General features: G+C 75.7%; 8 protein-coding genes. 6 read left to right on the top strand and 2 right to left on the bottom strand.

What is annotated here, in order from left to right; translation table 11 throughout:
- The first annotated feature begins 131 nt into the window (after window positions 1-131).
- The 3 genes from ACZ7RU_RS11355 to ACZ7RU_RS11345 are packed head-to-tail and all read left to right on the top strand — an operon-like array spanning window position 132 to window position 14,858.
- Window positions 132-1,136 (top strand): TauD/TfdA family dioxygenase, encoded by a 1,005-nt coding sequence (locus ACZ7RU_RS11355; RefSeq protein WP_470340652.1) that lies wholly within the window; start codon window positions 132-134, stop codon window positions 1,134-1,136.
- Entirely contained in the window at window positions 1,123-7,632 is a 6,510-nt protein-coding gene (locus ACZ7RU_RS11350) for an amino acid adenylation domain-containing protein (RefSeq protein WP_470340651.1), read from the top strand. Before ACZ7RU_RS11355 ends, ACZ7RU_RS11350 begins: the two co-directional genes overlap by 14 nt.
- A complete protein-coding gene (locus ACZ7RU_RS11345; RefSeq protein WP_470340650.1) occupies window positions 7,629-14,858 on the top strand; it encodes an amino acid adenylation domain-containing protein in 7,230 nt (2,409 codons plus the stop codon). The genes ACZ7RU_RS11350 and ACZ7RU_RS11345 overlap by 4 nt, the downstream gene beginning before the upstream one ends.
- Window positions 14,859-14,918: 60 nt before the next feature.
- Here ACZ7RU_RS11345 and ACZ7RU_RS11340 read toward each other — a convergent pair whose 3' ends face one another.
- Together ACZ7RU_RS11340 and ACZ7RU_RS11335 are read right to left on the bottom strand one after the other, a co-directional pair.
- Window positions 14,919-15,623 (bottom strand): helix-turn-helix transcriptional regulator, encoded by a 705-nt coding sequence (locus tag ACZ7RU_RS11340; protein ID WP_470340649.1) that lies wholly within the window; start codon window positions 15,621-15,623, stop codon window positions 14,919-14,921.
- Window positions 15,620-16,228 (bottom strand): response regulator transcription factor, encoded by a 609-nt coding sequence (locus ACZ7RU_RS11335; protein WP_470340648.1) that lies wholly within the window; start codon window positions 16,226-16,228, stop codon window positions 15,620-15,622. The genes ACZ7RU_RS11340 and ACZ7RU_RS11335 overlap by 4 nt, the downstream gene beginning before the upstream one ends.
- 726 nt (window positions 16,229-16,954) lie before the next feature.
- Here ACZ7RU_RS11335 and ACZ7RU_RS11330 point away from each other — a divergent pair.
- From ACZ7RU_RS11330 to ACZ7RU_RS11320, 3 genes are read left to right on the top strand one after another with little or no spacing between them, the layout of a single operon-like run.
- The gene (locus ACZ7RU_RS11330) at window positions 16,955-18,313 is read left to right on the top strand and encodes a discoidin domain-containing protein (protein ID WP_470340647.1); all 1,359 of its coding nucleotides are present in this window, start codon (window positions 16,955-16,957) and stop codon (window positions 18,311-18,313) included.
- Between the two features lie 2 nt (window positions 18,314-18,315).
- The gene (locus ACZ7RU_RS11325) at window positions 18,316-19,659 is read left to right on the top strand and encodes an MFS transporter (RefSeq protein WP_470340949.1); all 1,344 of its coding nucleotides are present in this window, start codon (window positions 18,316-18,318) and stop codon (window positions 19,657-19,659) included.
- The gene (locus tag ACZ7RU_RS11320) at window positions 19,656-20,630 is read left to right on the top strand and encodes a TolB family protein (protein ID WP_470340646.1); all 975 of its coding nucleotides are present in this window, start codon (window positions 19,656-19,658) and stop codon (window positions 20,628-20,630) included. Before ACZ7RU_RS11325 ends, ACZ7RU_RS11320 begins: the two co-directional genes overlap by 4 nt.
- Window positions 20,631-20,702: the final 72 nt, after the last annotated feature.

The raw sequence follows: 20,702 nt of genomic DNA, 5'->3' as shown, positions 1-20,702 counted from the left end.
CGGTGGAGGCGCTGCCGACAGGGCTGCCGGTAGTTCTCTCGCCGCACCCGGCCCGGCCCGAGAGGCTGAGGCGCATGACTGCGAACCCGTCACCCCCGTCCGTGACCGCGGACCCCTCGGGAGAGCGCGCCGTGGAGTCCGCCCTTCCCTTCGTCCTGTCGGCGGACGCGCCGGGTACCCCCGTGGCCGAGTACCTGCCCGCCGCCCGTCCTCTCCTCCGCCGGCGGCTCCTGGAGCACGGCGCGGTCCTGCTGCGCGGTTTCGACGTCGGCGGGGTCGACGGGTTCGCCGGCGTGGTCGCCGCGGTGTCCGGCGAGCCCCTGGCCTATACCGAGCGCTCCTCGCCCCGCAGCACCATCAAGGGCCGGGTGTACACCTCCACCGACTACCCGCCGGCCGAGGAGATCTTCCTCCACAACGAGAACTCCTACCAGGCCGCCTGGCCCCGGACGCTGTTCTTCCACTGCGTGCGGCCGCCGGAGACGCTCGGCTCAACCCCGCTCGCCGACGTCCGCCGGGTCCACGCCGCGATCGACCCGGCGGTGCGCGAGGAGTTCGCGGCCCGCGGCTGGATGGTGGTGCGCAACTTCACCGAGGGCTTCGGGGTGGCCTGGCAGCAGGCCTTCGGCACCGAGGACCGGGCCGAGGTGGAACGGTACTGCGTCCGCAACGGCATGACCGCCGAGTGGACCGCGACCGGCCTGCGGACCCGGGCCCGGCGGCAAGCCGTGCACCGGCACCCGGAGACCGGTGAACCGGTCTGGTTCAACCACTTCGCCTTCTTCCACGTCACCACGCTGGGACCCGAGGTCTGCGACGGCCTGCGGGAGATGTACGGCGAGGCCGGCCTGCCCACCAACACCTACTACGGCGACGGCGCACCGGTGCCCGACGAGGTGGTCGCCCACCTGCGGGACTGCTACCGCGCGGAGCAGCGCCGCTTCGACTGGCAGCTCGACGACGTGCTGGTGGTCGACAACATGCTGGCGGCCCACGGCCGCGAGCCCTTCACCGGACCGCGGCGGATCGCCGTGGCCATGGCCGAGCCCTGGTCCGCGGCCGACGCCGCCCAGGCCCGTACCGCCCGTACCGCCCGTACCGACTCGCCGGGGGAGGCGTCCGATGGCACCCGATGAGACCGGCTCCCCGCTCTCCTTCGCCCAGGAGCAGCTGTGGTTCGTCGACCAGCTGCGCTCGGGCGCCTCGACCGAGTACCTGCTGCACGAGACGATCCGGCTGCGCGGCCCGCTGGACGAGGCCGCGCTGACAGCCGCGCTGACCGAGGTCGCCGCCCGGCACGAGATCCTGCGCACCCGGTACGCCGCGGTGGACGGCGCCGGCTCCCAGCTCGTCGACGACCCGTCCCCGGTCGAGCCCCGCCGGGTGGACCTGACCGGCCTGCCGGCGGTCGAACAGCGGGACCGGCTGCGGGAGCTGAGCGTCACCGAACGGCGGACCCCGATCGACCTGCGCGCCGCGGCGCCCTGGCGGCTGACCCTGGTGCGGCTCGGCGAAGCCGACGCGGCCCTGCTGGTGACCGTCCACCACATCGCCTTCGACGCCGGCTCCTGGGTCCTGCTCGCCCGTGAACTCGACGCCCTGTACGGCGCGTTCCGGACCGGCGAGCCGTCCCCGCTGGAGCCGCCGGCCCTGCAGTACGCGGACTACGCCGAGTGGGAGCGGGAGCGCTGGGACGCCGACGCCGAGCGGATGGAGCGCCGCCGCGGCTACTGGCGGGAGCGGCTCGCCGGGCTGGAGCCGCTGGACCTGCCCGCCGACCGGCACCGGCCGGCGCAGTGGGACGCGGCCGGCGCCGACGTCACCTTCACCGTGCCCGCCGAGTGCGCCGCCCGGCTCACCGAGCTCGGTCGCGACCACGGCGCCACCCCGTTCATGGTGTACCTGGCCGCCTACCAGCTGCTGCTGGCCCGGCACGCGGGCCGCGAGGACGTGGCCGTGGGGGTGTCGGTCTCCCGCCGCGACCGGCCCGAGCTGGAACAGCTGCTCGGCATGTTCCTCAACACCGTGGTGCTGCGTACCGACCTGTCCGGCTCGCCGAGCTTCCACCAGCTGCTCGGCCGGGTCCGGGAGGGCGTCCTGGACGCCTACGACCACCAGGACGTGCCCTTCGACCGGGTGGTGGCGGACCTCGCCCCCGAGCGCGACCAGTCCCGCAACCCGGTCTTCCAGGCCGCCTTCGCCCTGCACACCACCGACGCCCAACCGTTCCGGCTCGCCGGCCTGGACGTCGACCTCGTCCCGGCGACCGTCACCACCTCCCCCTTCGACCTCTCGTTGCACCTCTCCGAGGAGGCGGACGGCTCGCTCAGCGGGCGCCTCTTCTACCCCACCGCCCTGTTCGACGCCGACCGGATCGAGCGGATGGCCGGCCACCTGCTGCGGCTGCTGACCGAACTGGCCGAGCACCCGGACACGCCCGTGCAGCGGCTGGAGCTGCTCACCGAGGACGAGTGCCGGGCGCTCCGGGCCTGGAACCGCACCGAGGCCGACCCCGACCGGCTGTGGTCAGGCCCGTCCCTGCCCGAGCTCTTCCTCGCCCGGGCGGAGGCCACCCCGGACGCGGTGGCCGTGGTGGCCGGCCCGCTGGAGCTGACGTACGCCGAACTCGCCGACCGGACAAGGCGGCGGGCCCAACGGCTGCGCGGGCTCGGGGTCACCCCGGAGACCCCGGTCGGGGTCGCCCTGCACCGGGGCGCCGACCTGGTCACCGCGTTGCTCGCGGTGCTCACCGCGGGCGGGGTGTACGTGCCCCTCGCCCCCGACCACCCTGCCGACCGGCTCGCCTACCTGGTCGAGGACGCCGGGGTCGGCCTGGTGCTCACCGAGGAGTCGCTGCGCGACCGGCTGCCCGACGGGCCCCGGCTGGTGCTGTTGGACGGCGACGGGTCCGAGCCCGCGGAAGCCCTCGCGGCACCCGTGCCCGTCGACCCCGCGGGCGCCGCGTACGTGATGTACACCTCCGGCTCGACCGGCCGCCCCAAGGGCGTGGTGGTGCCGCACGCGGCCATCCGCAACCGGGTGCTCTGGTCGGTCGAGCACCTCGATCTCGGCCCCGGCGAGCGGCTGCTGCAGAAGACCACGATCGGCTTCGACGCCGCCGTCTGGGAGTTCCTCTCCCCGCTGGTGAGCGGCGCGACCGTGGTGATGGCCCCGGCCGACGCCCACCGCGACCCGGCCGTGATGGCCCGGGCCGCCGCCGAACACGGCGTCACCGTGCTGCAACTCGTCCCCTCGGTGCTGCGGCTGCTGCTCGCCGAGCCCGCCCTGGCCGACTGCACCGCGCTGCGCGTGGTCTGCTCCGCAGGGGAGCCGCTGCCCGCCGACCTCTGCGAGCGGCTGCGCGCCCTGCTCGACGTCCGGGTGGTCAACACCTACGGCCCGACCGAGTGCGCGATCGACTCCACCGCCTGGCCGCACGACGGCACCCAGCGCGACGGCATCGTCCCGATCGGCCACCCGCTCACCGGGGCCCGGGTCCACGTGGTCGACGCCCAGGACCGGCTGGTGCCGGTCGGCGTGCCCGGCGAGCTGTGCGTGGCCGGTGTCGGCCTGGCCCGCGGCTACCTCGGCCGGCCCGGCCTCACCGCGGAGCGCTTCGCGCCCAACCCGTACCCGCTGACCCCCGGCGAGCGCTGGTACCGCACCGGGGACCTGGTCCGCCGCCGGGCGGACGGGGCGCTGGAGTTCCTGGCCCGGCTGGACGAGCAGGTCAAGGTCCGCGGGGTGCGGATCGAGCCCGGGGAGATCGAGGCGGCGCTCGCCCTGCACCCGGCCGTCCGGGCCGCCGCGGTGGCCGCCGACCGGTCGGCCGCCGGGGACCTGGAGCTGACCGCCTACGTGGTGCCCGCCCCCGGCGCGGCCACCACCGTCGAGGAACTGCGCGCCTACCTGGCCGCCCGGCTGCCGGAGGCCATGGTGCCCTCCGCCGTCCTGACACTGGACGAACTGCCGCTCACCCCCAGCGGCAAGGTCGACCGCAAGCTGCTGCCCTCGCGCGAGGGCCGGCAGCGCGACGCGAGCCGCCCCTGGACCGCCCCGCGCACCGCCACCGAGCGGGCCGTCGCCGAGGCGATGGCCGAGGTGTTGGAGGTGGACCGGGTCGGCGCCGAGGACGACTTCTTCGCCCTCGGCGGCCACTCGCTGGTGGCGATCCGGATGGTCCTGCGGCTGCGCCGGGCGCTCGGCGCCGACCTGACCGTCGGTGACCTGTTCGGCGCCCGCACCGTCGCCGCGCTGGCCGCCCGGGTCGACGCGGCCGGCGCCACCGCCACCGACGCCGGGCCCGCCATCCGGCCGGTGCCGCGCACCGGCGGGCTGCCGCTCTCCTTCGGCCAGCAACGCCTCTGGTTCCTCGACCAGCTGGAGCCCGGCAGCGACGAGTACCTCGTCCCGCTCGCCGCACGGCTGCGCGGCCCGCTGGACGTCGACGCGCTGCGCGGCGCGGTGGATGCCGTCGCCGCCCGGCACGAGGTGCTGCGCACCCACTACCTGCCCCACGACGGCGACCCCCGCCAGGTGATCGACCCGCCGGGCCCGGTGCCGTTCTGGCTGGTCGACCTCGCCGCCACCCCCGACGCCGAGGCGCAGGCGCACGAGCTGGTGGCCAAGGCCGGCAGCCGCCCGTTCGACCTGGCGGCCGAGTGGCCGGTGCGCGTCACCGTCGTGCGCATCGCCCCCGACGACCACCTGCTGGCCCTGACCCTGCACCACATCGTCTGCGACGGCTGGTCGACCGGTCTGCTGCTCGCCGACCTCGACCGGGCCTACCGCGCGCTCGCGGCGGGCGGGCCGTCGCCGTTGGCCACGCAGCCGGTGCACTACGCGGACTTCGCGGTCTGGCAGCGCGAGCGGGAGGACGCCGGCGAGCTCGCCGGACAGCTCGACCACTGGCGGGAGCGGCTGGCGGGCCTGGTGCCCGTCGAACTGCCCACCGACCGGCTGCGGGCCGCCGTCCGGGACACCCGGGGCGCCACCTTCGACACCACCGTGCCGGCCGGGCTCGGCCGCGAGCTGACCGAGCTGGCCCGCCGCAGCGGGGTGACGCCGTTCGTCCTGCTGCTGACCGCCTTCCAGCTGCTCCTGGGCCGCCACACCGGGCGGGAGGACGTCGCGGTCGGCACCCCCGTCGCCGGGCGGACCAGGCCCGAGACCGAGGACCTGGTCGGCTTCTTCACCAACACCCTGGTGATCCGCACCGACCTGGCCGGCGATCCGCGGTTCACCGACCTCCTGCAGCAGGTCCACCGGGCCTCCGCCGACGCGCTCGCCCACCAGGACGTGCCGTTCGAGCACCTGGTCGACGCCCTGCGGCCGGACCGCGACCTCTCCCGCAACCCGCTGTTCCAGGTGATGTTCGAGCTCCAGCACGCCGACGACCTGCCCACCGCCATCGGCGGGGCCGCGGCCGAGTGGATCGACGCCGGGCCCTCCGTCGCCAAGTTCGACCTCACGGTGACGGTCACCCAGCACGAGGACGGCCTGCTGCGGGTCTGGTTCGAGTACGCCACCGCCCTGTTCGACCGGACCACCATGGACCGCCTCGCCGGGCACTACCTGACCCTGCTGCACGCCGTCGCCGCCGCCCCCGACGCCCGGATCGGCGACCTCGGGCTGCTCACCGCGCAGGAGCGCCACCAGCTGCTCGAACGGTGGCCGGACCCGGACGGCCACCGCACCGCCGCCCTCGACCCGGCCGAGGACCACGGGCTGTGCGTGCCGCAGCTGATCGAGCGCGCGGCCCGCCGCACCCCCGGGGCCGTCGCGCTGATCGCCGGGCAGGAGCGGATCGACTACGCCGAGCTGAACGCCCGGGCCAACCGCCTCGCGCACCGGCTGCGCCGGCTCGGCGTCGGGCCGGAGACGGTGGTCGCCTCCTGTCTGGAGCGCAGCGTGGCCGCCGTGGTCACCCTGGTGGCCGTGCTCAAGGCGGGCGGCGTGTACGTCCCCCTCGATCCCCGGCACCCGGCCGAGCGGCTGGCCTTCATGCTCGACGACGCCGGCGCCGACCTGGTGGTCACCGTCACCGAGTTCGCCGACCGCACGGCCGGCGGCCGGCACCGGACCGTCCTGGTCGACGACAAGCCCGGGCCTGACGGCGGGCGGACCGGGCCGGCGCACGCCACCGACCCGACCCCCGGCCCGGACGCGGACCCGACCGCCGGCGCCGACACCGACCCGGTGCCGCTGGCCGGGCCCGGCAACCTCGCCTACGTCATCTACACCTCGGGCTCGACCGGCCGTCCCAAGGGCGTGATGATCGAGCACCGCTCCTACGCCCACCACTGCCGGGTGATCGCCGACGCCTACGGCATCGCCCCGGGCGAGCGGGTCGTCCTGCTCTCCGCGCTCACCTTCGACGTCGCGATGGACCAGATCGCGGCCACCCTGGTCGCGGGCGCCACCATCGTGGTCGGCGACCCGGTCTTCTGGACGCCGGCCGAACTGCCCGCCCGGCTCGCCGAGTACGGCGTGACCGTCCTCGAGATCACCCCCGCCTACTACCGGGCCGTCCTGGACTCCCCCGACCTCGGGCGGCTGACCGCGCTCAAGCTGATGAACGTCGGCAGCGACGTCGTCACCATCGACGACGCCCGCCGCTGGGCGGACACCGGCCTGCCCGGGCGCTTCCTGTGCAACTACGGGCCCACCGAGGCCACCGTCACCTGCCTGCTGCACCGGGTGGACGCCGCCGAGGAAGCCGGCCGGCAGGCCTCCGCCGCGCTGCCGATCGGACGGCCGGTGGCCGGCACCCGGGCCCACGTCCTGGACGCCGACCTGCGGCCGGTCCCGGTCGGGGTGCCCGGTGAACTCTGCCTCGGCGGGGTGCGCCTGGCCCGCGGCTACCACCGCCGGCCCGGCCTGACCGCCGACCGCTTCGTCCCCGACCCGCTCGCCACCGCGCCGGGGCAGCGGCTCTACCGCACCGGCGACCTGGTCCGGCGCCGCCCGGACGGTGCCATCGAGTTCCTCGGCCGGATCGACCGCCAGGTCAAGCTGCGCGGCCTGCGGATCGAGCTCGGCGAGATCGAGGCGGCGCTGGCCCGGCACCCCGCGCTGCGGGAGGCCGTGGTCGTCGCGGCGCACACCGCGCCCGGCGAGCGGCAGCTGGTCGCCTACCTGGTCGCCCGGCCCGGCGCGGAGGTCCCGCCGGTCGCCGACCTGCGCGCCCACCTGCGCGACCTGCTGCCCGAGTACATGATCCCCGCGCGCTGGACCCCGCTGGCGGAGTTCCCGATGACCTCCAGCGGCAAGGTCGACCGCAAGGCCCTGCCCGACCCCGCCCCGGCCGGCCCCGAGCGGACGGCCGACCACCTGCCCCCGGAAGGCCCGGTGCAGGAGGCCCTCGCGGCCATCTGGTCCGAGGTCCTCGGCCTGCCCGGCGTCGGCGCCCGGGACGACTTCTTCGCCCTCGGCGGCCACTCCCTGCTCGCCACCCGGGTGCTCGCCGCCCTGCGGGAGGCCTTCGCGGTCGACCTGCCGCTGCGCCGACTGTTCGAGGCCACCACGGTGGCCGACCTGGCCGAGGCGGTGGAGGAGGCCGTCGAGGCCGACATCGACCGGCTGACCGATGACGAGATCGAGGACCTCCTGTCCCGGAAGGGTGTTCTGTGAGCGAGTCCGTTGACCGCGCCGCCCGGCGCGCCGAGCTGCTGCGCCGCCGGCTGGAGGGCGGGGCCGCGCCCCGCCCGGCCGACCGCATCGGCCGGACCCCCCGCACCGGCCCCCTGCCGCTCTCCTTCGCCCAGCGCCGGCTCTGGATCCTGGACCGGATGCGGCCCGGCGGCACCGAGTACCTGATGACCACCGCCCTGCACCTGCGCGGCCCCCTGGACCGCCGGGCCCTGCACGCCGCGCTGGACGCCCTGCCGGCCCGGCACGAGGTGCTGCGCACCCGCTACCCGGTGATCGGCGACGAACCCGTCCAGCTGGTCGACGAACCGGCCCCGGTGGAGCTCGACGAGCTGGACCTGAGCGGGCTGGACCGCACCGCCGCCGAGGCCCGGATCGATGCCCTGACCAGCTCCGAGCGCCGCCCGGTCGACCTCGCCACCGGGCCGGTGCTGCGCGCCGCCCTGGCCCGGCTCGGCGAGGACGAGCACGCGCTGCTGCTGACCTTCCACCACATCGCGGCCGACGGCTGGTCGGAGGACCTGCTGGTCACCGAGTTCACCGCCCGCTACGCCGCGGCCTCCACCGGCGCCCCGGAGGCCAGCGGGGGAGTCGCGCCCCTCCAGTACGCGGACTACGCCGTCTGGCAGCGGGAGCGGCTCGCCGCCGAGCGGTCCGAACGGCAACTGGCCTTCTGGCGCGAGCGGCTGACCGGTCTCGCCCCGCTGGAGCTGCCCACCGACCGGCCCCGGCCGCCGGTCTGGGACTCGGCCGGCGCCCAGGTGCCGGTGGCCGTCCCGGCGGACGTCGCCGGCAAGCTCTCCGCGCTGGCCCGGGAGCACGGCGCCACCCCGTTCATGGCCCTGCAGGCCGCCTACGCCGTGCTGCTCGGCCGTTGGAGCGGGCAGCGGGACGTGGCCGTCGGCACCCCGGTGGCGGGCCGGGACCGCACCGAACTCCAGTCCATGGTGGGCCTTTTCCTCAACACCCTGGTCCTGCGGACGGACCTGTCCGGTGCCCCGTCCTTCACCGAGCTGCTGCGCCGGGTGCGCGAGGGCGCCATGGACGCCTACGCCCACCAGGAGCTCCCGTTCGAGCTGCTGGTGGACGAGCTGGTCCCGGAACGCGACCCGTCCCGCAACCCGCTGTTCACCACGATGCTGCTGTGGGAGGACGCGGCGACCGCCGCCGACGTGCCGGCCGGCGGACTGACCGTCGGCCGCCTGCCGGTCGGCGAGAGCAGCGCCAAGCTGGACCTCACCCTGGGCCTCACCGAGCAGCCGGACGGCTCGCTGGCCGGCGGGATCACCTACGCCTCCGCCCTGTTCGACCGCGCCACCGTCGAACGCTTCGCCGCCCAGCTGGCCGAGCTGCTGGCGAGCGCCGTCGCCGCGCCGGAGCTGCCCGTCGACGCCCTGGAGGTGCTGCCCGCGGCCGAGCGCACCCTGCTACTGGAGACCTGGAACGACACCGCCCGCGACTACCCCGCCGGGACCCTCACCGCCCTGGTCGAGGACCGGGCCCACCGCGCCCCGGACGCCGCCGCCCTGCGCGACCAGGGCGTCACCGTGTCCTACGCGGAGCTGAACACCCGGGCCAACCGGCTGGCGCACCGGCTGCGCGCCCTCGGCGTGGGCCCGGAGTCCGTGGTCGGGGTGCGGCTGCACCGCGGCGCCGAGCTGGTGGTGGCGCTGCTCGCCGTGCTCAAGGCGGGCGGCGCCTACCTGCCGCTCGACCCGGACTACCCGGCCGAGCGGCTGGCCTTCATGCTGGCCGACTCGGGCACCCGGGTGGTGATCGGCCACGCCGGCCACCCGGCCGGGGCCCCGGGAGCCGACGGCGACGCGGTCCTGGTCGACGTCGCCGAGGACCTGTCCGGCCTCCCCGCCGAGGACCCCGCCCCGCTCGCCGGGCCGGCCCACCCGGCGTACGTCATCTACACCTCCGGCTCCACCGGCCGCCCCAAGGGCGTCGTGGTGGAGCACCGGGCGATCGTCAACCGGCTGCACTGGATGCAGGAGGCCTACCGGCTGGGCTCCGACGACCGGGTCCTGCACAAGACGCCGACCAGCTTCGACGTCTCGGTGTGGGAGCTGTTCTGGCCGCTGGTCACCGGGGCGACCATGGTGCTCGCCAAACCCGGCGGCCACCGGGACCCGGCCCACCTCGCCGAACTGGTCGCCGCGGAGCGGGTGACCACCCTGCACTTCGTGCCGTCCATGCTGCGCGAGTTCCTCGCCGCGGACCTGCCCGACCTGCCCGACCTGCGCCGGATGGTCTGCAGCGGCGAGGCCCTGCCGAGCGAGCTCGCCGAGGCGGTGCACCGGCGGATCGGCTGCGAGCTGCACAACCTGTACGGCCCGACCGAGGCCGCGGTGGACGTCACCGCCCTGCGCTGCCTGCCGGGCGAGCCGGTCACCATCGGCCGGCCGATCGCCAACACCCGCACCTACGTGGTGGACGCCGGGCTGCGGCCGGTCCCGATCGGCGTGGCCGGCGAACTGCTGCTCGGCGGCGTGCAGTTGGCCCGCGGCTACCTGGCCAGGCCGGGCCTGACCGCGGAGCGCTTCGTCCCCTCCCCGTTCGCCACCGCCCCCGGCGAGCGGCTCTACCGCACCGGCGACCTCGCCCGGCTGCGGCCCGACGGCGCGATCGAGTACCTCGGCCGGCTCGACGACCAGGTGAAGATCCGCGGCCAGCGGGTCGAACCCGGCGAGATCGAGGCGGCCCTGGCCTCCGCGCCGGGCGTGGCCGCGGCGGCCGTCACCGTCCACGACGGCCGGCTGGTCGCCCACCTCGCCCCGCGCACGGTGGACGCGGCCGCGGTGCGCGCGCACCTGCACGACCGGCTGCCCGCCCAGCTGCACCCGGCCCACTGGCTGCTGCACGACGCCCTGCCGCTCACCCCCAGCGGCAAGACCGACCGCCGGGCCCTGCCCGCCCCCGACGGCAGCCGCTCCGCGCTCGCCGGGGACTACGTCGCACCCCGGGACGCCCTGGAACGAACCCTCGCCGAGGCGTTCGCCGACGCCCTGGACCTGGACCGGGTGGGCGTCCTGGACAGCTTCTTCCAGCTCGGCGGCGACTCCATGCGCGCCATCCGGGCGGTCGGCGCCCTGCGCGCCCGGGGCGTCCCCCTGGAGGTGCAGGACGTCTTCACCCGGCAGACCGTGGCCGACCTCGCCGAGGCGGTGACCGCGCGCACCGGGGAGGAGGACCGGGAGCCCCGGGACACCCTCGTCCGGCCGTTCGAGCTGCTCGGCGACGCCGACCGCGAGCGGCTGCCGGAGGGCCTGGTCGACGCCTACCCGATGGGCCAGGTCCAGGTCGGCATGGTCTTCGAGATGCTGGCCGACCCCGAGCGCAACACCTACCAGAACGTCAGCACCTTCCAGGTCGTCGACGACGGCCCGTTCTCCGAGCAGGCCCTCCGGGAGGCGGTGCGGCGGGTGGTCGCCCGCCACGAGATCCTGCGCACCTCCTTCGACCTCTCCGGTTACTCCGAGCCGCTCCAACTGGTGCACCCGGCCGACGCCGTCGAGCTGCCCGTCACCGTGCACGACCTGCGCGACCTGACCCCCGAACAGCAGGGGGAGGAGGTCCGGCGGTTCCGCGCCGAGGCCCGGCGCACGCCCTTCGACGTGAAACGGGCCCCCCTGCTGCGCTACCACGTCCACCGCACCGGCGACCGGGAGTGGCTGCTCACCCACGTGGAGTGCCACGCCATCCTGGACGGCTGGAGCCACCACTCGGTCATCGCCGAACTGCGGGCCTCCTACCGGGACTTGCGCGACGACCCGGGTACCCCGCCGGCCACGGCACCCGAGGTGCGCTACGCCGACTTCATCGCGCTGGAGCGCCGGGCGCTGCGGTCCGCGCAGGACGCCGAGTTCTGGCGCCGGCGGATCACCGGCTTCGAACGGCTCCGGCTGCCCGCCGACACCGCGCCCGAGGAGGCGGCGCTGCCCGCCACCGAGGTGCGGCTGTCCTGGGCGCACCTGGAGCCCGACCTGCGCCGCCTGGCCGCCGCGTCCGGGGCCTCCCTCAAGAGCGTGCTGTACACCGCGCACCTGACGGTGCTCGGACTGCTCAGCGGCCAGCGCCGCTTCTTCGCCGGGGCGGTGACCAACGGCCGGCCCGAACTGGCCGACGGCGACCAGGTGCGCGGCATGTACCTCAACACCGTGCCGTTCGCCGTCGACCTGCGGGCCGCGAGCTGGCGGGAGCTGGTCGGCTCGGTCTTCGCGGAGGAACTGGCGCTGTGGCCGCACCGCCGCTACCCGCTGCCCGCCATGCAGCAGTCCTTCGGCGACGGCTCCCCGCTGGTCGAGGTCGTCTTCGGCTACCTCGACTTCCACGTGCTGGACGACCACGCCGAGGACATCGGCGACGTGACCGACGACAGCCCGAACGAGTTCACCTTCGACGTCTGGACCTTCCCCGGCGAGCTGCGGATGACCTGCCGCCCGGGCTGGCTGGGCCGGGACCGGCTGTCGGCCGCCGCCGAGACCTTCCTCGGCGTGCTCACCGCGATGGTGACGGACCCGGAGGGCGACCCTCGGACCTTCCGGGCCCCCGCCCTGGAGCGGCCGACCACCGAGCCCCGGACCGCCCGGCCGCTGCCCGAGGTGACCGTGCCCCGGCTGATCGACGAGCGCTCCGACCCCGCGGCCGTCGCCCTGGAGGACGGCGAGCGGCAGCTGACCTACCGTGAGCTCCAGGAGCGGTCCGACCGTCTCGCCCACCTGCTGCGCTCGCTCGGCGTCGGACCGGACGTCCCGGTCGCGGTCTGCCTGGAGCGCGGCATCGAGGCCGTCGTCACGATGCTCGGCGTCCTGAAGGCCGGCGGGTACTACCTCTGCCTGGACCCGGCGTACCCGGACGCCCGCATCGAGTTCGTCCTGACCGACGCCGGAACCACCGTGCTGGCCACCACCGCCCGCCACGCCGGCCGCTTCGCCGACCGCCCGGGCCTGCGGACCCTCGTGCTGGACCCGGAGTGGACGGCGCTGGACGGCCAGCCGGAGGGCCGGCCCGAGGTGCCGCTCCTGCCCGACCACCTCGCGTACACCACCTACACCTCCGGTTCGACCGGACGGCCGAAGGGGGTCCAGATCACCCACCGGGCAGTGGTGCGGCTGGTCCACGACGCCGACTACGCCGACCTCGGCCCGGACGAGGTGCTGCTTCAGCACGCCCCGCTCGCGTTCGACGCCTCGACCTTCGAGGTCTGGGGAGCGCTGTGCAACGGCGCCCGCCTCGCCGTCAGCCCGCCCGGCGCCGCCGACGCGGACGGACTGGCGGAGGTGCTGCGGCGGCACGGGGTGACCAGCCTGTTCCTGACCACCGGCCTCTTCAACCACCTGGTCGAGACCCGGCCCGAGGCGCTCGCCGGCCTGCGCAACCTGCTCACCGGCGGCGACGCCCTCTCGCCCTCCCACGTCCGCACCGCCCTCGCCCACGGCGCGCCGGTGGGCAACGTCTACGGGCCCACCGAGTGCACCACCTTCAGCACCGTCCGGCCCGGCCTGACCGCGGCCGACGCCGAACGCGCGCTGCCGATCGGCAGGCCGATCACCGACACCGTCGCCGCCGTGGTCGACGAGGAGCTGAACCCGGTGCCCTTCGGGGTGGTCGGCGAACTGCTGCTCGGCGGTCCCGGTCTCGCCCGGGGCTACCTGGGCCGACCGGACCTGACGGCCGAGGCCTTCGTCCCCGACCCGACCGGGGCCCGGCCCGGGGCGCGGATGTACCGCACCGGGGACCTCGTGCGGCGCGACCCCGACGGCACCCTGCACTTCATCGGCCGCCGCGACCACCAGGTGAAGATCCGCGGGCACCGCGTCGAACTCGGCGAGGTGGAGGCCGCCCTCGGCGAGCTCCCGGGGGTCCGGGCGGTGGCGGCCTCCGCCCGGCCGGGAGCGGACGGGAACCGGAACCTGGTCGGCTACCTCGTCCCGGAACCCGACGCGACCGACGCCGCCGGCGGCCTCGACCCCGTCGCGCTGCGCGCCCTGCTGCGGCAGCGGGTCCCGGACTTCCTGGTCCCCTCGGCCTGGGTGGTCCTCGACGCCCTGCCGCTCACCGCCAACGGCAAGCTCGACCGGGCCGCGCTGCCGGAGCCCTCCGGCGCCGTCGCGGCCGAGGGGTTCATCGCTCCGCGCACCCCGACCGAGCGGGCCGTCGCGGAGGTCTGGGCCGAAGTGCTGGGCCTGCCGAAGGTCGGGGTCCACGACGACTTCTACGCCCTCGGCGGGCACTCGCTGGCGATCCTGCGGATCACCGCCCTGCTGCGCGAGCGGCACGGCGTCGAGCTGACCGTGCGATCCTTCACCGAGCACCACACGGTGGCCGGGCTGGCCGCCGCGGCCGGCGGGGACGGCTCGCAGGCGCTGCTGTGGCTGCGGCGCACCGGCAGCCGGCCGGTCCTGGTCTGCGTCCACCCCGGCGGGGGCAGCGCCCACTGGTACCGGCCGCTGGTCGAGCACCTCGACCCCGACCAGCCGGTCCTCGCCTTCGCCTGGCCGGGTCTGCAGGCCGCCACCGGGCCGGCGCCCTCGACGGAGCGGATGGCCGAGCGCTACCTCGCCGAACTGCGGGCCGCCGTGCCGCACGGGCCGTACCGGCTGTTCGGCTGGTGCGGCGGCAGCGGCATCGCCAGCGAGCTGGCGCACCGGCTGACCGCCGAGGGCGAGGAGGTCGTCCTGCTGCTGCTCGACCCCGGTCTGGACAGCCACGACAGCCCGCAGCTGTGGCGGGAGTTCCGGCTGATCGAGAGCTGTGTCGAGAAGCTGGAGGCACTCGCCGCCGCCCCGCCGGAGCAGGACACCTCGGAGCTGCGGCGCGAGACCCTGGAACTGCTCGACCACATCGTCGACGACGTCGACCCGGAGACCGGCATCGTGCTGCCCGAGCACGGGGCCGACGAGGTGTGGCTGCCGTCCGCCCGGATCTGGCGCGAGGTCATGGAGATGTGCCTCACCTACCGCCACCGCCGGTACGCCGGGGGGCTGCACCTGATCGCCAGCGACGAACTCGCCCAGGGGCGCCACGAGGTGGCCTACGGCACCGAGTTCGCCGACTACCTGGCGCGCTGGCGGGAGCTGGCGGCCGGCGAGGTGACCGTGCACCGGATGGCGGGCGACCACTTCGGGGTGGTGAAGCCGCCCCTGGTCGGCGAGCTGGCGGCGGTGATCGAGCGGGTGATCGCCCCGGACGCCCGGGAGTGACCGGCGGCCGGGCCGGCGGGGCGCCGCAGACGGCGCCCCACCGGCCCGGCCGGGGCCGTCCTAGATCAGCCCGGCCCGGACGGCGTGCGCCACCGCGTGGGCCCGGTTGCGGACCTGGAGCCGGGCCATCAGGTCGTACAGGGCGTTCTTCACGGTGTGCTGGGAGCAGGACAGCGTCCGGGCGATCGCGGCGTTGTCGTGGCCCTCCGCCACCAGGGCGAGCACCAGGGACTGCCGGGCGGTCAGCGGAGTGCCCGGGCGCGGGGCGCCCGCCTCCTCCGTCCCGGTGGGGAACAGCCGCAGCACCACGCCCTGCGGGATCATCCCCTCCCCGTGTCGGGCGGTGCGCACGGCGGCGGCGAGCCGGTGCGGGGCGGTGTCGCCGGCGCACAGCATGGTCCGGGCGCCGGAGCGCACGGCCCGCAGCACCCCGCCCGCGGTGAAGCGTTCGGCGACCAGCAGCACCCCGGGCCCGGCCCCGGGCCCTCCCGGCGGCGGGCAGATGCCGAGGGCCTCCTCGACCGTCCCGCCGACGGCGACCGTGACCGCGCCCGGTGGTCCGTCGACGGGGCGGCTGCCGAGCAGTTCCACGCCGGCCCGTCTCAGCGCGCCGGCCAGGGCCTCGTACCCGGCGAGGTCGGCGGCCCGGAGGTGGGCGCGCAACCGGTGGCCCGCGCCGGTCCGTGCCCGGTCGGCCGGCGCGTCCGGGCACGAGGCGTCGGTCAGGGTCCCGGCCGGGGCCTCGGCCACCGCCGCGCCGCTCACAGCAGGCCCCCGCGCAGCGCGAAGGCGACGGCGTGGGCGCGGTTGCGCAGCCGGAACCGCTGCGTGATGTCGCGCAGCACGGTCGTCACGGTCCGCACGGAGTAGTTCAGTTCGCGGGCGATCTCCTCGGTCTCCCGGCCGTTCGCGACCAGTTGCAGCACGGTGCGTTCCCGGTCGCTGAGGCCCGGTCCGCCGGCGTACGGGCGGACGCCGCCCTCCCGGTGTTCGAGCAGTTCGTCGAGCAGGTCGGCGGACATGGTGCAGTCGCCGCCCGCGGCGGTGAGCACGGTGCGCACCAGGCGGTCGACGCTCACCTCGCGGCGGCGCAGCAGTCCGGCCACACCGGCGGTGATGGCCTGGCGCGCGTCGGCGGCGTCCAGTTCGGTGGCCACCAGGACCACTTCGGGCCGCTGGAACCGTTCACGGGTGGTGGTGACCAGGTCCAGGGCCGTGCGGTCCACCTGGTCGACGATCACGACGGCGACCTGGGCGGGCTCGTTCGGGAGCGCCAGCGTGACCTCCGGGCTGTTGCCCAGGGTGCTGGCGGCTCCCGCCTCCAGGACGGGATCCAGTGCGACTACGCAGACGGACAGGGCGTTCCCCATGGAGCGGCTCCTCGATCGGCGCGGCGAGTCCTCTTGGGCCTTGAGCATCGGTCGAGCCCGGCGGGAGCCGCATGGGGGATCGGCCCCCGCATTCCGTCCACGGCCGAGGCGGCCCCTGCCCGCTACCCGGGGAAGGCCTCGGCGCCCCTGGGGGACACCGTCGTGCGCGGTGCTTCCCGGGCCGGGCGCACGCCGGCCCGGGGCCGCATGGGGGGATCGCCCCCAGGTTCCCGGCGGCCCGGGCCGGGACGGCCACCACCCGCCGCCGTCCTCGCCGCCCAGCCTCCCGCCGGTGTCGAGCCCGCCGGTGTCGACCACCCCGCCGGTGCTGCTCCTGGACCCCGGCGTGCTGCGCCCCGGCCGACCGCGAGCGGGTCCTGTCATCGCCCCCCCGCGCACCGCCGTCCTCCTGGACCCGGTCCACGGTCTCGGCGAAGGACCCCCGGGGGTGGCTATCGGGTCGCCGCCCCGGGGCGCCCGTAGGCCGGTGTCCGTCGATCCGCGCGGGATTTCGGCGTCCGGCCTATTGTCAGGAAACTTTACTTTTCACTACGCTCTCGGCGGCGGCTTGGCGCGGCGCCCCTCGATCGGGGCGTGACGCGCTCAGCGAGAGCTCTGACCCGGCCGCCGTGGTGGTGAGGGAACCACCGCTCGACCGGCGGGGATCGCGTGCGGGCCCCGCCGGAGTCCAGCTCTCGCCGTCGTTCGAGGTCAGGGAGTTCAGGGATGCGTCCCCAAGTCTCGGTAAGGCCTGTTCACATCGGAGTCTTCGCCGCGGTGCTCGTGCTGGTCGGCGGACTGCTGCTCGGCTGGTCCGGGCGGGCGGGAGCGGCGGCCGATCCGCTGCTCTCGCGGGGCAAGGCCGCCACGGCCTCGTCCACGGAGGGCTCGTCCTACGCGGCGGGCAAGGCGTTCGACGGGAACACCGGTACCCGGTGGGCGAGCGCGGAGGGGAAGGACCCGCAGTGGCTGCGGGTCGACCTCGGGGCGAACGCCACCGTCTCGCGGATCAAGCTCTCCTGGGAGGACGCGTACGCGAAGGCGTACCGGCTGGAGGTGTCGGCGGACGGGGCCACCTGGACCGCCGTCGCCGAGGAGAAGGCCGGCAACGGCGGCACGGACGACTGGACCGGGCTGGCCGGCAAGGGCCGCTACGTCCGGATGTACGGCACGGCCCGCGGCACGTCCTACGGGTACTCGCTGTTCGAGATGGAGGTCTACGGGGTCACGGACACCACGCCCTCGCCGACCGCCACGCCCTCGCCGACCGGGACCGCCCCGGGCGGGGCGTTCACCGTCGTCGCGGCCGGTGACATCGCGGCACAGTGCACCGCCTCGGACAGCGGCTGCGCGCACCCGAAGACCGCCGCCCTCGCCCAGAAGATCGACCCGAAGTTCTACCTGACGATGGGTGACAACCAGTACGACGACGCCCGGCTGTCGGACTTCCGCGCCTACTACGACAAGAGCTGGGGCGCGTTCAAGGCGAAGACCCACCCCGTCCCCGGCAACCACGAGACCTACGACCCGGCCGGCTCGCTCTCCGGGTACAAGGCGTACTTCGGCAGCATCGCCTACCCGCAGGGCAAGAGCTGGTACAGCTTCGACGAGGGGAACTGGCACTTCGTCGCCCTCGACTCCAACGCCTTCGACCAGAGCGCCCAGATCGACTGGCTCAAGGCCGACCTCGCGGCCAACACCCGCAAGTGCGTCGCCGCCTACTGGCACCACCCGCTGTACTCCTCCGGCGGGCACGGCAACGACCCGGTCTCCCGGCCGGTGTGGCGGATCCTCTACGACGCCCGGGCGGACCTGGTGCTCAACGGGCACGACCACCACTACGAGCGGTTCGCCCCGCAGGACCCGGACGGGAAGGCCACCGCCGACGGGATCGTCGAGATCGTCGGCGGGATGGGCGGCGCCGAGCCGTACCCGATCGAGCAGGTGCAGCCGAACAGCCAGAAGCGGATCAGCGGCGACTACGGCGTGCTGAAGCTGGACTTCACCGACTCCGGGTACGGCTGGAGCTTCGTCGGGACGGACGGCAAGGCCAAGGACACCAGCCCGACCTACAGCTGCCACTGATGATGTACCTGGCCACCACGGACCGTCGTTCGGACGCGCCGCCCCGCCCCGCCGGGGTGGGGCGGCGCGTCCCGGGCACGGTCGTCGCGCTCGGCGCGGTCAGCCTGGTCACGGACGTCTCCTCGGAGATGGTCACCGCCGTGCTGCCGCTCTACCTGGTCCTGGGCCTCGGCCTCTCACCCCTCCAGTTCGGCTTCCTCGACGGACTGTTCAACGGAGCCACGGCACTGGTCCGGCTCCTCGGCGGGCGGCTCGCCGACCGCGGCTCCGGCCGGCACCGGACCGTCGCCGGGGCGGGCTACCTGCTGTCGGCGCTCTCCCGGCTGGGCCTGCTGATGGCCGGCGGGGCCGCCGGCGGGATCGCCGCCGCGTTGGCCGCGGACCGGCTCGGCAAGGGCGTGCGCACCGCACCCCGGGACGCGATGATCACGCTCAGCGCACCGCCGGAGACCCTCGGCCGGGCGTTCGGCGTGCACCGGGCGATGGACACGACCGGGGCGCTGCTCGGCCCGCTGGTCGCCTTCGTGGTGCTGTGGGTGACGGCGGACGCGTACGACGCGGTGTTCGTGGTCAGCTTCGCCACCGGCCTGCTCGGTGTGGTGGTGCTGGGCCTCTTCGTCCCGGCCGACCCGTCGGCCCCGCCGCCGCGGGCCGCATCGACCCGCCCGGTCCCGCCCGCTGCCCCGGCCGCGGAGCCGGCCGCTGCCCCGACCGCTGCCCCGACCGCCGCCCCGGCCGCGGGGCCGAACGCCGCGCCCGGCCCGGCCGGCACGGCGGCCCGGTCGACCTCCGACCCCGCCTTCCGGCGGGTGGTCGCGGCCGCCGCGCTGCTTGGCGCCGCGACCGTCGGCGACTCCTTCCTCTACCTCCTGCTCCAGCGCGGCCTCGACCTGTCGGCCGCGCTCTTCCCCCTGCTGCCGCTCGGCGCGGCGGCCTGCTACCTGCTGCTGGCCGTCCCCGCCGGGCGGATCGCGGACCGCGCCGGACGGCGGATCCCGTTCCTGCTCGGCCACGGCGCGCTGCTCGCCGCCTACCTGACGCTCCTGGCCCCGTCGGGCCTGCCGACCGCCGTGCTGGTCCTGGTCCTCCTCGGCGTCTTCTACGCCGCCACCGACGGCGTGCTGATGGCGCTGGCCGCGCCAGTGCTCCCGGCCGCCGGCCGGGCGAGCGGCCTCGCCGTCCTGCAGACCGGACAGGCCCTGGCCCGTCTGGTCGGCGCGGCCGGGTTCGGCGCGGCCTGGACGTGGTGGGGGCCGCGCACGGCCCTCGTCGCGGCCGCCCTCGCCCTGGCCGCCGCACTCCCCGCCGCCTGGCGGATCCTCCCGGGAAGGAAGGCGCGCCGATGAAGTCGCGAACGGTCCTGCTGGTCCTCGCCGTCCTCGTCCTCCTGGGCGGCTCCCTCGGCTACGTGGTGCACGCCCGCCAACGCGACGGCGGACCGCAACTCGTCGCCGCGGACCTCTCGTTCACGCTCGACCAGCCCGGTCTCTACTACCGCGACAACGCCACCGGCCGCGTCGCTCGCAGCCCGGGCGGCGAGCCCGGCGGCCCGTCCTGCGCCCGCTTCTACGCCGCGGGGGACCGCGCCCTGTGCCTGCGCGCCCTGCCGGGCACCCCCGCCCGGACCCAGGCCGTGGTCTACGACCGGCGGTTCACCGAGCTCCGGTCGGTGATCGTCCCCGGGATCCCCAACCGGGCCCGGGTCTCGCCCTCCGGCCAGGTGCTCTCCTGGACCACCTTCGCCGTCGGCGACTCCTACGCGGCGGACCGCTTCTCCACCCGCACGTCGATCCTCGACCTGCGCACCGGCTACCTGATCAAGTCCGTCGAGGAGATCCCGCTGACGATCGGCGGCACCCGCTACCACGCCGCCGACGTCAACTACTGGGGCGTCAACTTCGCCGCCGACGACAACCGCTTCTACGCCACCGTCTCCACCGCCGGCCGCACCCACCTCGTCGAGGGCGACCTCAAGGCCTGGTCGGCCCGCACCCTGCGGGAGAACGTGGAATGCCCCTCGCTCTCCCCGGACGGCACCCGGATCGCCTTCAAGAAGAAGGTCTCCGCCGACCCCGCCGCGCCCTGGCGCCTCCACGTCCTCGACCTGGCCGACCTCCACGAACACCCGCTGGCCGAGACCCGCAGCGTCGACGACCAGGCCGCCTGGCTCGACGACGCCACCCTTGCCTACGCCCTTTCGGCCCGGGCGGGCAAGGCCCCCGACGTCTGGGCCACCCCCGCCGACGGCACCGGCACGCCCCGGCTCCTGCTCCCCGGTGCCTCCTCCCCGGTCACCGTCGCGCCCCCGCCGGCCTAACCGGTCACGGGTGCAGCAAGCCCCCCCGGAAGGTCGGCAACACCGACGCCCGGCGTCGGCGCACCATCCGGT

The organism is Kitasatospora sp. NPDC114501, from assembly GCF_055633695.1.
Note: the sequence above shows the minus strand (reverse complement) of the source record. Positions and strands in the feature narration are given on the sequence as shown.

Coding starts and splice junctions, on each gene's coding strand:
- ACZ7RU_RS11330 (WP_470340647.1), top strand. CDS start 16,955: ATGCGTCCCCAAGTCTCGGTAAGGCCTGTTCACATCGGAGTCTTCGCC.
- ACZ7RU_RS11335 (WP_470340648.1), bottom strand. CDS start 16,228: ATGGGGAACGCCCTGTCCGTCTGCGTAGTCGCACTGGATCCCGTCCTG.
- ACZ7RU_RS11350 (WP_470340651.1), top strand. CDS start 1,123: ATGGCACCCGATGAGACCGGCTCCCCGCTCTCCTTCGCCCAGGAGCAG.
- ACZ7RU_RS11320 (WP_470340646.1), top strand. CDS start 19,656: ATGAAGTCGCGAACGGTCCTGCTGGTCCTCGCCGTCCTCGTCCTCCTG.
- ACZ7RU_RS11325 (WP_470340949.1), top strand. CDS start 18,316: ATGTACCTGGCCACCACGGACCGTCGTTCGGACGCGCCGCCCCGCCCC.